14 protein-coding genes and 1 pseudogene are annotated in these 12,394 nt (G+C 65.4%); 7 read left to right on the top strand and 8 right to left on the bottom strand.

What is annotated here, in order from left to right:
- Positions 1-644 (bottom strand): annotated as a pseudogene (locus ACK41U_RS17925) (glutamine-synthetase adenylyltransferase); the annotation flags it as partial.
- Positions 645-851: 207 nt separating this feature from the next.
- Here ACK41U_RS17925 and ACK41U_RS17920 point away from each other — a divergent pair.
- The 3 genes from ACK41U_RS17920 to ilvN all read left to right on the top strand — a co-directional run bounded on the left by ACK41U_RS17920 (position 852) and on the right by ilvN (position 4,212).
- The gene (locus tag ACK41U_RS17920; protein ID WP_409683207.1) at positions 852-1,691 is read left to right on the top strand and encodes an arginyltransferase; all 840 of its coding nucleotides are present in this window, start codon (positions 852-854) and stop codon (positions 1,689-1,691) included.
- A gap of 176 nt (positions 1,692-1,867) precedes the next feature.
- A complete protein-coding gene (locus ACK41U_RS17915) occupies positions 1,868-3,622 on the top strand; it encodes an acetolactate synthase 3 large subunit (protein WP_409683205.1) in 1,755 nt (584 codons plus the stop codon).
- A gap of 29 nt (positions 3,623-3,651) precedes the next feature.
- Positions 3,652-4,212, top strand: a complete 561-nt coding sequence (ilvN, locus tag ACK41U_RS17910) for an acetolactate synthase small subunit (RefSeq protein ID WP_409683203.1) — start codon at positions 3,652-3,654, stop codon at positions 4,210-4,212.
- Between the two features lie 18 nt (positions 4,213-4,230).
- On the opposite strand, the gene ACK41U_RS17905 is transcribed toward ilvN, so the two are convergent.
- From ACK41U_RS17905 to ACK41U_RS17895, 3 genes are all read right to left on the bottom strand, one after another.
- Positions 4,231-4,593, bottom strand: a complete 363-nt coding sequence (locus ACK41U_RS17905; RefSeq protein ID WP_409683200.1) for a hypothetical protein — start codon at positions 4,591-4,593, stop codon at positions 4,231-4,233.
- A 151-nt stretch (positions 4,594-4,744) separates the two neighbouring features.
- Positions 4,745-6,037, bottom strand: a complete 1,293-nt coding sequence (locus ACK41U_RS17900; protein ID WP_409683197.1) for a DUF2254 domain-containing protein — start codon at positions 6,035-6,037, stop codon at positions 4,745-4,747.
- A 7-nt stretch (positions 6,038-6,044) separates the two neighbouring features.
- Positions 6,045-6,821 carry a M48 family metalloprotease gene (locus tag ACK41U_RS17895; protein ID WP_409683194.1) on the bottom strand — a complete coding sequence of 259 codons (777 nt, stop codon included), beginning with the start codon at positions 6,819-6,821 and terminating at the stop codon, positions 6,045-6,047.
- 132 nt (positions 6,822-6,953) lie between these two features.
- Between ACK41U_RS17895 and ACK41U_RS17890 the strand changes: the two genes are divergently transcribed.
- The gene (locus tag ACK41U_RS17890) at positions 6,954-7,199 is read left to right on the top strand and encodes a hypothetical protein (RefSeq protein WP_409683192.1); all 246 of its coding nucleotides are present in this window, start codon (positions 6,954-6,956) and stop codon (positions 7,197-7,199) included.
- Here ACK41U_RS17890 and ACK41U_RS17885 read toward each other — a convergent pair.
- Entirely contained in the window at positions 7,196-7,444 is a 249-nt protein-coding gene (locus ACK41U_RS17885) for a DUF167 domain-containing protein (RefSeq protein WP_409683189.1), read from the bottom strand. The genes ACK41U_RS17890 and ACK41U_RS17885 overlap by 4 nt on opposite strands.
- 143 nt (positions 7,445-7,587) lie before the next feature.
- Here ACK41U_RS17885 and ACK41U_RS17880 point away from each other — a divergent pair, with 143 nt between their 5' ends.
- Complete coding sequence (locus ACK41U_RS17880; protein ID WP_409683186.1) at positions 7,588-8,160, top strand: nitroreductase family protein; 573 nt, start codon at positions 7,588-7,590, stop codon at positions 8,158-8,160.
- Positions 8,157-8,876, top strand: a complete 720-nt coding sequence (locus ACK41U_RS17875) for an EI24 domain-containing protein (protein WP_409683183.1) — start codon at positions 8,157-8,159, stop codon at positions 8,874-8,876. The genes ACK41U_RS17880 and ACK41U_RS17875 overlap by 4 nt, the downstream gene beginning before the upstream one ends.
- Here the strand turns inward: ACK41U_RS17875 and ACK41U_RS17870 are convergent.
- Together ACK41U_RS17870 and mce are read right to left on the bottom strand one after the other, a co-directional pair.
- Positions 8,833-9,102, bottom strand: a complete 270-nt coding sequence (locus ACK41U_RS17870; RefSeq protein WP_409683180.1) for a DUF1467 family protein — start codon at positions 9,100-9,102, stop codon at positions 8,833-8,835. The genes ACK41U_RS17875 and ACK41U_RS17870 overlap by 44 nt on opposite strands.
- The gene (mce, locus tag ACK41U_RS17865; protein WP_409683178.1) at positions 9,102-9,506 is read right to left on the bottom strand and encodes a methylmalonyl-CoA epimerase; all 405 of its coding nucleotides are present in this window, start codon (positions 9,504-9,506) and stop codon (positions 9,102-9,104) included. Before mce ends, ACK41U_RS17870 begins: the two co-directional genes overlap by 1 nt.
- A 171-nt stretch (positions 9,507-9,677) precedes the next feature.
- Here mce and ACK41U_RS17860 point away from each other — a divergent pair, with 171 nt between their 5' ends.
- Positions 9,678-10,370 carry a response regulator gene (locus ACK41U_RS17860; protein WP_409683175.1) on the top strand — a complete coding sequence of 231 codons (693 nt, stop codon included), beginning with the start codon at positions 9,678-9,680 and terminating at the stop codon, positions 10,368-10,370.
- 37 nt (positions 10,371-10,407) lie between these two features.
- Here ACK41U_RS17860 and aspS read toward each other — a convergent pair whose 3' ends face one another.
- Positions 10,408-12,369 carry an aspartate--tRNA ligase gene (gene aspS, locus ACK41U_RS17855; RefSeq protein WP_409683209.1) on the bottom strand — a complete coding sequence of 654 codons (1,962 nt, stop codon included), beginning with the start codon at positions 12,367-12,369 and terminating at the stop codon, positions 10,408-10,410.
- Between the last annotated feature and the right edge of the window lie 25 nt (positions 12,370-12,394).

Below are 12,394 nucleotides of genomic sequence, written 5' to 3'. Positions count from 1 at the left end.
CGGAAGACATAGCCGTGATCGGTCACGTCCGACAGGGTCGCGGCCATCTTGCGGGTGGCGCGGATCAGCGCCGCGCGGGCCTCCATCTGGCTGTCGGCGGGATAGGCGGTTTCGTCAAACAACACGATCAGGTCGATGTCCGAGCTGTAGTTCAGCTCGCCCGCGCCGCCCTTGCCCATCGCCAGCGCAAAGACGCCGCCCGCGTCGGCATCGGTTTCGGGCAGCTTGCCGCGCCGCGCCTCGACCGCGACATGGGCGCGCAGGGCCAGATCGACGGCCCGGTCGGCCAGATCGGACAGCGCGCCGGTCACCTGTTCCAGCGGCCAGACGCCGCCCAGATCGGCCAGCGCCGTCATCAGCGCCACGCGCCGCTTGGCCCGGCGCAGGGCCACGCTCAGCTCATCGGGGGACAGCGCCTCGAAACCGTCGGTCTCACGGGCCACGACATCGTCATGGTCCAGCCCCTGCGGCAGCCAGCCCGCCTCTTTGCGGATCAGATCTGCCAGATAGGGGCTGCTGCCCCCGGCCCCCGCGATCAGGTTGCGCAAGGGCGGTTCAAGGCCCGCAAACAGCGCGGTCAGGTCAGAGGCGCGGTCGGGATCGACCGGCAGCGGCAGGCGGGTGATGCGTCGGGCAAAGCTCATGCGCCCATGATCTGCGCAAAGGCAGGGGGGCGTCAACGCAACATCCGGCCCCGCATATCGCTATTCATGGCGCCGTCGCGGCTTTCCGCGCTTGGCGTGCCAGAAAATCGTTGTTAGGCTTTCGCATTACAACCACAGGCGACATGGATGGCGCAGCTTCGGGATGAACAGCCCTGACCCGTTCACTGCCCGCGCGGAGGGCGCCTGATGCGCCATACATTGCCGCATGCGCCACAGTTCTATGTGACGGCGCCGCAGCCCTGCCCATATCTGCACGGCCGGGCTGAACGCAAACTGTTCACGGCCCTTCAGGGCGACAACGCGACCGAACTGAACAACGCCCTGTCGCGGCAGGGGTTTCGCCGCTCGCAGAATGTTCTTTACCGGCCCAGCTGCGAGACCTGCGTGGCCTGCATGTCGGCGCGCATCCGGGTGGCGGATTTCACGCCCACGCGCACGCAGCGCCGCGTGCGGGCGCGCAACGGTGCGCTGCGGCGGCTGGCCACCAGCGCATGGGCGACCGAGGAGCAATTCGATCTGTTCCGCCGCTATCTGGACAGCCGCCACGCCGATGGCGGCATGGCCGATATGGATATTTTCGAGTTCGCGGCCATGATCGAGGAAACGCCGGTCAAGACGCGGGTGATCGAATATCGCTGCAATGACGCGAACCTGCCCGAGGTCGAGGCCGGTGACGGACATCTGGCCGCCGTCTGTCTGACCGACATTCTGGATGACGGGCTGAGCCTCGTTTACAGCTTTTACGACCCCCGGCTGCGCGCGACCAGCCTGGGCACCCATATCATTCTGGATCATATCGAGATCGCCCGCGCCGCCGGTTTGCCCTATGTCTATCTGGGCTATTGGGTGCCCGGCAGCCGCAAGATGGATTACAAGGCCGGGTTCAGCGCGCTGGAAATCTACAAGAACGGCGCCTGGCAGGACATCGGCGACCCCATTGCCCATTCCGACGAGGCGCACCCCCTGTCGGTCGATCCCATTGTCGAGCAGGTCGCCCGGATCGCATTGCCGCAATTCGATCGCTGAGCCAGCGCCCGACCGACCACCAGGTTACGCGCAATATAATTTCAAAAGCGGGCGAACCTGCGTCATTTTCTCCATCCAAAGGCATTGACCCTGCCCGGACGCGACAATAGTTTGCGCCGACGCGGGAGGGCGATGATGCGCCCGCGGTCAGATGATCTTGTGATGGAGCTAGAGATATGTCCCGAACAATGACGGGTGCGAGAATGGTGGTCGAAGCGCTGCGCGATCAGGGCGTCGATTGCGTATTCGGCTATCCGGGCGGGGCGGTGCTACCCATCTATGACGAGATTTTTCAGCAAAACGACATCACCCATGTTCTGGTGCGCCACGAACAGGGCGCCGTCCATATGGCCGAGGGCTATGCCCGGTCGACCGGCAAGCCGGGCGTCGTGCTGGTGACCTCGGGGCCCGGTGCGACGAATGCCGTCACCGGTCTGACCGACGCGCTGCTGGATTCGATCCCGCTGGTCGTTCTGTCGGGTCAGGTGCCCACCTTCATGATCGGTACCGATGGGTTCCAGGAGGCCGATACCGTCGGCATCACCCGCCCCTGCACCAAGCATAACTGGCTGGTCAAGGACACCGAGAAGCTGTCCGAGACGATCCACAAGGCATTCTATGTCGCCACGTCGGGGCGGCCCGGCCCGGTTCTGGTCGACATCCCCAAGGATGTGCAGTTTGCAACCGGCACCTATGTCGGCCCGAAACAGGTCGAGGCCAGCCGCTATCAGCCGGTGAAAAAGGGCGATCTGGGCGCGATCACGCAGTTGGTCGAACTGATCGAGCAGGCCGAGCGCCCGGTGTTCTATACCGGCGGCGGCGTCATCAATTCAGGCCCCGGCGCCAGCCAGCTGTTGCGCGAACTGGTCGAGGCCACGGGCTTTCCGGTCACTTCGACGCTGATGGGTCTGGGCGCCTATCCGGCCTCGGGCGACAAATGGCTGGGGATGCTGGGGATGCACGGCACCTATGAGGCCAATCTGGCGATGCATGGCTGCGATCTGATGATCAATGTCGGCGCCCGCTTTGACGACCGTATCACCGGCCGGATCGCGGATTTCAGCCCCGGCTCGGTCAAGGCGCATATCGACATCGACCCGTCCTCGATCAACAAGGTCGTGCGCGTCGATGTGCCCATTATCGGCGATGTCGGCCATGTGCTGGAAGACATGCTGAAGGTCTGGAAATCGCGCGGCCGCAAGGTGAACCGTGCGGGTCTGGACGGCTGGTGGCAGCAGATCGGGATGTGGCGCGCGAAGAAATGCCTGTCCTATCGGAACAGCAGCACCATCATCAAACCGCAGCACGCGCTGGAACGGCTTGAGGCGCTGACCAAGGACCATGACCGCTATATCACCACCGAGGTGGGCCAGCATCAGATGTGGGCCGCGCAATATCTGGGCTTCGAGGCACCGAACCGCTGGATGACCTCGGGCGGGCTTGGCACGATGGGCTATGGCCTGCCGGCCTCGATCGGGGTGCAGATGGCGCATCCGGACGCGCTGGTCATCAACGTGGCGGGCGATGCCAGCTGGCTGATGAACATGCAGGAAATGGGAACGGCGGTGCAGTTCCGCCTGCCGGTCAAGCAGTTCATCCTGAACAACGAACGGCTGGGCATGGTGCGCCAGTGGCAGCAATTGCTGCATGGCGAGCGGTACAGCCAGTCATGGTCCGACAGCCTGCCCGATTTCGTCAAGCTGGCCGAGGCCTTCGGATGCAAGGGCGCGCAGGTCCGCGATCCCGCCCATCTGGACGAGGCAATCCAGCAGATGCTCGACTATGACGGCCCGTTCATTCTGGATGTGCTGGTCGAGAAGCACGAGAACTGCTTCCCGATGATCCCCTCGGGCAAGCCGCATAACGAGATGCTGCTGGGTGAGGCTGAAACTCTGGGCGTCATCGAGTCCGAAGGCGCGGTTCTGGTCTGACCGGACGCAGCAAGGAAAAGGGTAGGATCATGAACGCACTGAACATCCAGAAGGGCATGTCGAGCCATTCGGCCTATGACCTGCGCGACCCGAACTCGCAGGTCGAGGAAAGCCACACGCTTGCCGTGATGGTCGAGAATGAGCCGGGTGTGCTGGCCCGCGTCATCGGGCTGTTTTCCGGTCGCGGCTATAATATCGACAGCCTGACCGTCGCCGAGGTGGACCATACCGGGCACCGCTCGCGCATTACCGTGGTCACGCGCGGCACGCCCGCCGTGATCGAACAGATCAAGGCGCAGCTTGGCCGCATCGTACCCGTGCACGAGGTCCACGACCTGACGGTCGAGGGCCCGGCGGTCGAGCGGGAACTGGGGCTGTTCAAGGTCAGGGGTCACGGCGAAAAACGGGTCGAGGCCCTGCGGATCGCCGAGATTTTCCGGGCCAATGTCGTTGATTCGACGCTGGAGAGCTTTGTGTTCGAACTGGTCGGAACGCCCTCAAAGCTGGATGCCTTCGCAGATCTGATGCGTCCGCTGGGGCTGATCGACATTGCGCGCACAGGGGTTGCGGCACTCGCGCGCGGCGTCTGAACCGCAGCCCGCCTGACTTCAGCGCGCCGCCGTCGTTCTGGGCCGGGGGCGCGCGATGATCTCGCGCGTGTCCTGTGAGGGGCCTGCGTCGCGCGAACTGACGACCCGGAGATGCGGCTCGGTTCTGGCGGGGGATGAGTTGGCCAGCACATGAGGAAGGTGCGGGCAGCTTTGCTCGGACAGCATCGAGACCGACAGGGCATGGCGCAGATTGCCGATCGTGCGGGTCTCAAGCTCGACCAGATCGCCGGGAAGCGGCCACTTCCCCCCCGGATCGCACAGGTTTGCACGGCCCTGAAGATAGGCGAGGGTAGACTGATCTTCACACCAGATGATCGCCTTTTCGCGCAACTCATTTGCCCAAACGACGACACCGATCATGGAGAACCCTCTTCCGTCAGGACGCACAACGTCCACTTGTCAAGCTATATCTGTTCACATTCTAAGCACTTTTGGAGTAAAGCAGAAACCCGCCGACTTGCCAGCTTTTTTCTTAAGAACCTGTAAGTTTTTTCGCGTCGTGGTCGGCCGGTTACCCCAAAGCCACAACGTCTTGACCGTCCGCTCGGATCTTTTTTGCGACATCTTGCAGGTGCTGAGCCTGCTCGGGCAGCATCGCGGGCAGATCTGCAAGGCGCAGCATGTCGTCAGACAGCTGGCCAGCGGAGGTCGCAAAAACCTGCGGTGCTATTCGACCAAGGGCCAGCAGGGTCTGCTGCAGGGACAGATGCACCTCGGCATAGGCGGCCCCGTCGCGCGCAAGCGGCAGAAAGCTGTCGCGCAGGATTTCGGCCACGGTCAACGAGGGCAGATAGAGACGCGGATAGCTGACCTCGGGCACGGCATGTTCGCGCCATTGCGACATGATGCGCAGCACGGCCTGCGCCACCGCGATGGCGGTGCCCGGATCGTTGACGGCAGGCGACAGCGCGCGCTGGCCCATCTCGGACAGGGCGACAAAGCCAAAGCGGGGGTCCTGACGAAAGTCGCGCTGCGGGCGCAGGGTCAGGCAGGCCAGCAGTTGCGCGCCCAGATCGCCAGCCTCTGGCGGCATATGGGCCACCACCAGCGCGGGCTGACCGGGATGGGCCAGATCCCCCGGCGTGACCTGAAGATAGACCGTCACCCCATGCTCTTCGGCCAGTTTCGACAGCCGCGCCATATCGCAATGCTGGACATGGCCGACCCTGTCGGGGAAGACGGGCGTGCATCCCTCGGGCGGGGGGCCGCGCAGCGGGTTGGCCCCCAGCCAGGGCGATGCCAGCCGCTCGGCCAGCGCGGTCGAGGTGACGCCTTCAAGCTGGGCCAGCGTGTCGCCGATCAGCCCCATCTCGCCCAGCCGGTCGATCCAGCGCAGCAGCGAGATCACGACGATCAGGATCACCAGCACCGTCGCGCCGAACAGAACCACCCGGCCCTCATCGCCATAAAGCCGCGTTTTCAGCATGATCAGGCTGACGAGGCTGAACACGAACGCGCCGATGAATGTCGCCAGCACGGTCTGGCTGGTCGGGTCGCGCACCAGCAGCCGCACCGAACGCGGCGTCGCGCCCGAACTGGCCGTGGCATAGGCTGCCGTCAGGATCGACAGCGAAAAGGTCGTCACCGTCAGCATGGACGAGGCGATGATTTCAAGGATCGATTCGACCGCATCGACCCCGATCCGGCCCGCCAGCCCGTCCGGGATCACATGCTGAAGGAAAAACCCCAGCGCCGCCGTCAGCACGCCCAGAACGGCAAAGCCCGTCACCCGGACCCAGAGTTTCTGGGTCTTTTCAAGCAAAAGCCATCTGACGCGGCTGAACCTCTCGATCCGGGCTGCCATGGGCGGTCTACCTTATGCGCCCCGTCTCGACATCCCTGACAGCGCGGGCCACCTGCCCCATCCGCTGCGCCCGCGAGGGGTGGGTTCCCAGAACATGGTTGCCGGGATCTGCGATGCGCTCGAACAGGCGGGCGCCGTTCAGCGGGTTGAACCCGGCATTCAGCGCAATGATCGAGCCGAGGTAATCGGCCTCCAGCTCCCATTCGCGCGAGTAATAGCGCGACCCGACCGAGGCGCCCAGCTGCTGCGCGCGTTCGACCGCCGACGGATCGCCGCCATAGGCCGAGGCAAGCGAGCCCAGCACGACCGCCGCCGCCGTGGCCGCCCCCGAACGCCGGTCAAGGTGGTTCAGAATGTGATGCGCCGCCTCGTGGCCCACGACAAAGGCGATCTCGTCGGCATTGCGGGTCTGGGCGATCAGCGACAGGGTAAAGCCCACGATCGGGCGGCCGTTGCGGTCCACGGTCTGGAAGGCGTTCGGCTCCATCCCCGGCCGGTCGTCGACGACAAAGGCAAATTCGCAGCTGATCGGGCGGGTGCGGCGCAGCAGGCATTCCTCGCGGACGGCGGGCTCCATCCGACGCATCACCTGCACAAAGGTCCGCGCGGCGGCATCGGGTGTGCCCTGATGCGACGCTGCCGGTTGCGGCAGGGTGATCCGCGTGACCTGTCCCACAGCGGGGCCGGGCGCGGTCGGCATATCCATCGGCATCGGCGCGCAGGCCCCAAGCGCCAGAAACCCTGACAGGATCAGTGCCGGAAACCCGCTTAACCTCAGCCCCATGGCACCGTCCCGATCTTGTCATACTGCTTGCTGGACCCAGCATATCCTGCGCAGAAACCGGGCGCAAACCCCGGTGCTTGCCCCCGGCCCCGGATCACGCGATTGTCGGGACGAGCCAGACAGGAGAATGCGATGTTCACCATCGAGCATGATTTCGACGCCACCGTCATCACGCTGATCGACGAGGCAGAGCCGAACACACGCCCTCTGAACGAGGATGTGGTCATTCTGAATTTCGACGACCGGGTGGTGCTTGAACAGATGAGCCATGACGGGGATGAGGTCGTGCGCGTCACCCTGACCCTGCACCAGCTGGCCGAGCTGCGCGCCGCGCTGAACCTGCCCGAGGGCAATTACCGGCTGGAGCCGCGCGGCTAGTCCAGACGGAACAGCTTGTCGCGGGCGGTTGCCCCGCGCAGCAGCGTCAGCCGCGACGGCGCCACCCCAAGCGCCTTGGCCAGCATTTTGGTGACGGCGGCATTGGCGCGGCCATCCTCGGGCGGGGCGGTGACATGGGCGCGCAACTGCCCGTCACTCAGGCTCAGGGCATTGCGCCGGGCGCGTGGGGTGGCGCGCAGCGCAATGGTGGTGCCGGGGGTGGCAAGGTGGGACAGATCGACCATGCCCCTGTCTTGCGCCGGGACGCGGCGAAGACAAGCCCGCTTGCAGCCCCGCGCCGCATCTGAAACATCTTGCCCCAACCGCGCCCCGCACCCTACGCCCTGCGCCCTGCGCCCGAGGCAAGTGACCGCCACAGGAGACCGCCATGGAACATCGCAACGAGGCCGCGCTGGCCTTTCTGGCCGCACGCCGTTCGCATCCGCCCAAGCTGCTGACCGCCCCTGCCCCCGACCGCGATGAGGTCACGCGCCTGCTGACCCTTGCCGCCCGCGCCCCCGATCACGGCAAGCTGGAGCCGTGGCGCTTTGTCGTGCTGACCCGGCCCGCGCTGGACCGGCTTGCCCCCGCCCTGCACCGCGCCGTGCTGGCGGACGGGCAGGACGCTGCTGCCGCCGACAAGGCCGCCTCGGCGCTGGCCTCACCGCTGGTGGTGGCGGTGGTCTATGCGCCCGTCGACAGCCCCAAGGTTCCGGCATGGGAGCAGATGCTGTCGGTGGGCGCGGTCTGTCTGGGGCTGGTGAACGCGGCGCTGGCCTCGGGCTGGGGGGCAAGCTGGCTGACGGGGTTTGCCGCGCTGAACCAGCCCTTTGCGCAGGCGCATCTGGGCCTTGAGCCGTCCGAACGGATCGCCGGGCTGGTCCATATCGGCACGCGCGGCACGCCGCCGCCCGACCGCCCGCGCCCCGACATCGCCGCCAAGACGCGCTGGCTGGAATGATCCGCGCGGTTCAGGCGCTGCTGCGCGGCTGGCGGGACCTGCTGCGGCCTTCGGTGCTGCGGCTGGTGCTGCTGGGGATCGCGCTGACCATCGGGCTGTTCATCGGCCTGCAGGTGGTGATTTTCTGGCTGTTGCGGCTCTGGGTGCCGGGCGGGATCACGCTGCCGCTGCTGGGCCAGATCGAGTTCGGCGTGATGCTGTCCTGGGGCTCGCTGGCGCTGTTTCCGCTGCTGGGGTTCTTCCTGATGGCGCCGGTCGCCGCCGCCTTTTCCGGCCTGTTTGCCGAAAACGTCGCCGAGGCGGTCGAGCGGCTGCACTATCCCGGCCGCCAAGGTGTCTCGCCCGATTTCATGGATGGCCTGATCGAGGCGGGCGCGGTCATGCTGGCCGTGCTTGCCATCGGGCTGGTCTCGCTGCTGCTGACGCCGTTTCTGGGGCCGCTGGCGCCGCTGTTGTTTTACGGCGCGAATGGCTGGCTGCTGGGGCGCGAATTCTTCCAGATGGCCGCCCGCCGCCACCTGCCCGAGGCGCAGGCCCATGCCCTGCGCCGCAGCCATTCGGGCACGGTGTTCGTCACCGGGGTGCTGGTGGCCATCGGGCTGACGATCCCGGTGGTGAATATCGCGCTGCCGCTGCTGGCGGCGGCGGCCTTCGCGCATCTGTTCCAGATGGTCAGCGGATCAGCTGATCCAGATTGGAAATATCCGCCCGCGTGATCGCGCCACTGAAGATGACATAGGCGATCGCCGACCACATCAGCGCCGTGATCAGCGTCGTCCAGATCAGCTTGCGCCGCCAGGCCACGCCCGCAGGGGCACCGGCATGGGTGCCCGCCAGCACCTCACCCGCATCGGCCTGACTGCGCTGGCCGATGGGCATGACCACGAACAGCGTCAGAAACCACAAAGACGCAAACAGAACGATACCGCCGGTCAGATTCATCAGATTTGCTCCAGTTCGATAAGGCAGCCGTTGAAGTCCTTGGGGTGCAGGAACAGCACCGGCTTGCCATGGGCGCCGGTCTTTGGTTCGCCCGTGCCCAGCACCCGCGCGCCGCTGGCAGTCAGCCGGTCGCGGGCCGCAAGGATGTCATCGACCTCATAGCAGATATGGTGGATGCCACCCGCCGGGTTCTTGTCCAGAAAGCCCCGGATCGGGCTGCCCTCACCCAAGGGCGCAACCAGTTCGATCTTGGTGTTGGGCAGGTCGATGAAGGCCACCGTGACACCATGCTCCGGCTGGTCCAGCGGCGGATGCACCACCGCCCCCAGCGTCTCGCAGTATTGCGCCGCCGCCGCCGCAAGGTCGGGCACGGCAATCGCCACATGGTTCAGTCGTCCGATCATCTCACCCTCCGGTCTGGCCGGGTTTCTACGCCTTTCAACGGCAGGGGGAAAGAAAAACCGGTCGCGGTTAACCGCGCCTTAGCGAATCGGCGCTTTACTGGTGAGAGGCCGTAACAGGGGGACTGAACGATGCTGACAACTGCCGGAACCGGAACGGACAAGCCCTTGCCCATGTGGCGTTTATCGCTGCCGCGCCGCCCGCTGGCCGGGCTGACGGTGCTGGTGGTCGAGGATTCGCGCTTTGCCAGCGAGGCCGTGCGCCTGCTGTGTCTGCGCTCGGGTGCGCGCATCCGCCGCGCCGACTGCCTGCGCTCGGCGGCGCGGCATCTGCAGACCTATCGCCCGGCCGTGGTGATCGTCGATCTGGGGCTACCCGATGGCGACGGCACCAGCCTGATCCGCCAGATGGCACAGGCCGAGCCGCGCGTTTCGGTCATTCTGGGCATTTCCGGCGATCCCGATGCCGGGCCTGCGGCACTGGCGGCAGGCGCCGACGGGTTTCTGGCCAAGCCGATCGAAAGCCTTGCGGCATTCCAGCAGGCGATCCTGTCGGTCCTGCCCGCCGACCAGACCGGCCACGGGCTGCGGTTGCTGCCCGACGACATGATCCAGCCCGACACCTCGGGCCTGCGCGACGATCTGGCCCATGTGGCCGACATCCTGAACAGCGCGCGTGACACGACCTCGATCGACTATATCGCGCGGTTTCTGGCGGGGGTGGCCCGCTCGGCCCATGACCCGGCGCTCGAGGCTGCGGCGGCCGCGCTGGCGCGCGACCATCAGGCAGGCAACGCGCTGGCGACCGATCTGGCGCGGGTCAGCAGCATGGTCCATGACCGTCTGGCCCGCGTGGCCGAAATCTAGCAGCCCCCGGCAGCAGTCTGGCGCCGGGGGAAGCCGATCACTCTTTCGGCAGGGCGCGCAGGCGCAGGTCGCGCATCTGTTCGTTGGTGGGTTCGCTTGGCGCGCCCATCATCAGGTCCTCGGCGCGCTGGTTCATCGGGAACATGATCACCTCGCGGATGTTCTGCTCATCGGCCAGCAGCATCACGATGCGGTCGATGCCCGCCGCGCACCCACCATGCGGCGGCGCGCCATAGCGGAACGCCTTGACCATGCCGCCAAAGCGCTTTTCGACCTCCGAGGCCGGATAGCCTGCCAGCTCGAACGCCTTGAACATGATCTCGGGCTTGTGGTTGCGGATCGCGCCGCTGATCAGCTCATAGCCGTTGCAGGCCAGATCGTATTGATAGCCCAGCACGTCCAGCGGGTCGCCATTCAGCGCCTCCATCCCGCCCTGCGGCATCGAGAAGGGGTTGTGACTGAAGTCGATCTTGCCCTCGTCGGTCTTCTCATACATCGGGAAATCGACGATCCAGGCGAATTTGAACTGGTTTTCCTGCGTCAGACCCAGTTCGCGCCCGATCTCGTTCCGCGCACGGCCTGCGACCGCCTCGAACTGCTCGGGCTTGCCGCCGAGGAAGAAGGCGGCGTCGCCTTCGGCCAGACCCAGTTGCACACGGATGGCTTCGGTCTTTTCGACGCCGAGCGCCTTGGCGATAGGACCAGCGGCCTCAATCTCGCCAAAATGCGCTTCAATCAAAAATTCTGCTTTCGTCCTGTCGCCTGAACTTAGCGCATCAGCAATTTCCTGTGCGGCAGCGTCCTTGGAGTGCTTGTCAGCAATGTATGCGAGTAGCCCATCCCCATCCTTGGCGAGCCGCTCTTTCCCGGTAAAAAGATCACGAACAACTTTGTATTCAGCCGGATCGTAGGTGCCTTTCTTGCGCCAGATGATATAGCCCATCCCCGGCAGACCCTGCTGTTGGGCAAACGCGTTCATCCGGTCGGCGAATTTGCGCGACCCGCCCGTGGGCGCGGGAATGGCGCGGACCTCGGTGCCCGCCTGCTCCAGCAGCTTGGCAAAGATACCAAAGCCGGACCCCCGGAAATGATCGCTGACGACCTGCATCTCGATCGGGTTGCGCAGGTCGGGCTTGTCGCTGCCGTACTTCAGCAGCGCCTCGGCATAGGGGATGCGCGGCCAGTCACTATCGACCGGACGACCGCCGAATTCCTCGAACAGACCCTGAATGACCGGCTGGATGGTGGCAAAGACATCCTCTTGCTCGACAAAGGACATCTCAAGGTCGAGCTGGTAGAAATCGGTGGGGCTGCGGTCGGCGCGGGGGTCTTCGTCGCGGAAGCAGGGCGCGATCTGGAAATACTTGTCGAAGCCCGCGACCATGATCAGCTGCTTGAACTGCTGCGGCGCCTGCGGCAGCGCATAGAACTTGCCCGGATGCAGGCGCGAGGGCACCAGAAAATCGCGCGCGCCTTCGGGGGACGACGCCGTGATGATCGGGGTCTGGAATTCGGTAAAGCCCTGATCCCACATGCGGTTGCGGATCGAGCGGACCACCTTGCTCCGCAGCATGATATTGTTGTGCAGGCTCTCGCGGCGCAGGTCCAGAAAGCGATAGGCCAGCCGGGTTTCCTCGGGATAGTCCTGATCGCCGAAGACCGGCAGCGGCAGCTCATCCGCGGGGCCAAGCACCTCGACATCGGTGGCGTAAACCTCGATCTCGCCGGTGGGCAGCTTGGCATTGACCAGCGACGCATCGCGCAGCTTCACCCGCCCGTCGATGCGGATGACGGTCTCGGCGCGCAGGCGCTCCATCGCGGCAAAGGCGGGGCTGTCGCTGTCGGCCAGCACCTGCGTCATGCCGTAATGGTCGCGCAGATCGACGAACAGCACGCCGCCGTGATCGCGCACGCGGTGGACCCAGCCCGACAGGCGGACGGTATCCCCGGCATGGGCGGCGGTCAGGTCGCCGCAGGTATGGCTGCGATAGGCGTGCATGATGTTGGTCCCCGTGTTTCCAGCC

Source organism: Paracoccus sp. (in: a-proteobacteria) (genome assembly GCF_046289755.1).
In the GTDB taxonomy this organism is placed as follows: Bacteria; Pseudomonadota; Alphaproteobacteria; order Rhodobacterales; family Rhodobacteraceae; genus Paracoccus.
The sequence above is the reverse complement of the archived record's forward strand: the minus strand, read 5'-3'. Positions and strand labels throughout refer to the sequence as shown.

Excerpts from the sequence above, each read along its gene's own strand:
- ACK41U_RS17920 (WP_409683207.1), top strand. The coding sequence starts at position 852 with ATGCGCCATACATTGCCGCATGCGCCACAGTTCTATGTGACGGCGCCG.
- ACK41U_RS17915 (WP_409683205.1), top strand. The coding sequence starts at position 1,868 with ATGTCCCGAACAATGACGGGTGCGAGAATGGTGGTCGAAGCGCTGCGC.
- ilvN (WP_409683203.1), top strand. The coding sequence starts at position 3,652 with ATGAACGCACTGAACATCCAGAAGGGCATGTCGAGCCATTCGGCCTAT.
- ACK41U_RS17905 (WP_409683200.1), bottom strand. The coding sequence starts at position 4,593 with ATGATCGGTGTCGTCGTTTGGGCAAATGAGTTGCGCGAAAAGGCGATC.
- ACK41U_RS17900 (WP_409683197.1), bottom strand. The coding sequence starts at position 6,037 with ATGGCAGCCCGGATCGAGAGGTTCAGCCGCGTCAGATGGCTTTTGCTT.
- ACK41U_RS17895 (WP_409683194.1), bottom strand. The coding sequence starts at position 6,821 with ATGGGGCTGAGGTTAAGCGGGTTTCCGGCACTGATCCTGTCAGGGTTT.
- ACK41U_RS17890 (WP_409683192.1), top strand. The coding sequence starts at position 6,954 with ATGTTCACCATCGAGCATGATTTCGACGCCACCGTCATCACGCTGATC.
- ACK41U_RS17885 (WP_409683189.1), bottom strand. The coding sequence starts at position 7,444 with ATGGTCGATCTGTCCCACCTTGCCACCCCCGGCACCACCATTGCGCTG.
- ACK41U_RS17880 (WP_409683186.1), top strand. The coding sequence starts at position 7,588 with ATGGAACATCGCAACGAGGCCGCGCTGGCCTTTCTGGCCGCACGCCGT.
- ACK41U_RS17875 (WP_409683183.1), top strand. The coding sequence starts at position 8,157 with ATGATCCGCGCGGTTCAGGCGCTGCTGCGCGGCTGGCGGGACCTGCTG.
- ACK41U_RS17870 (WP_409683180.1), bottom strand. The coding sequence starts at position 9,102 with ATGAATCTGACCGGCGGTATCGTTCTGTTTGCGTCTTTGTGGTTTCTG.
- mce (WP_409683178.1), bottom strand. The coding sequence starts at position 9,506 with ATGATCGGACGACTGAACCATGTGGCGATTGCCGTGCCCGACCTTGCG.
- ACK41U_RS17860 (WP_409683175.1), top strand. The coding sequence starts at position 9,678 with ATGTGGCGTTTATCGCTGCCGCGCCGCCCGCTGGCCGGGCTGACGGTG.
- aspS (WP_409683209.1), bottom strand. The coding sequence starts at position 12,369 with ATGCACGCCTATCGCAGCCATACCTGCGGCGACCTGACCGCCGCCCAT.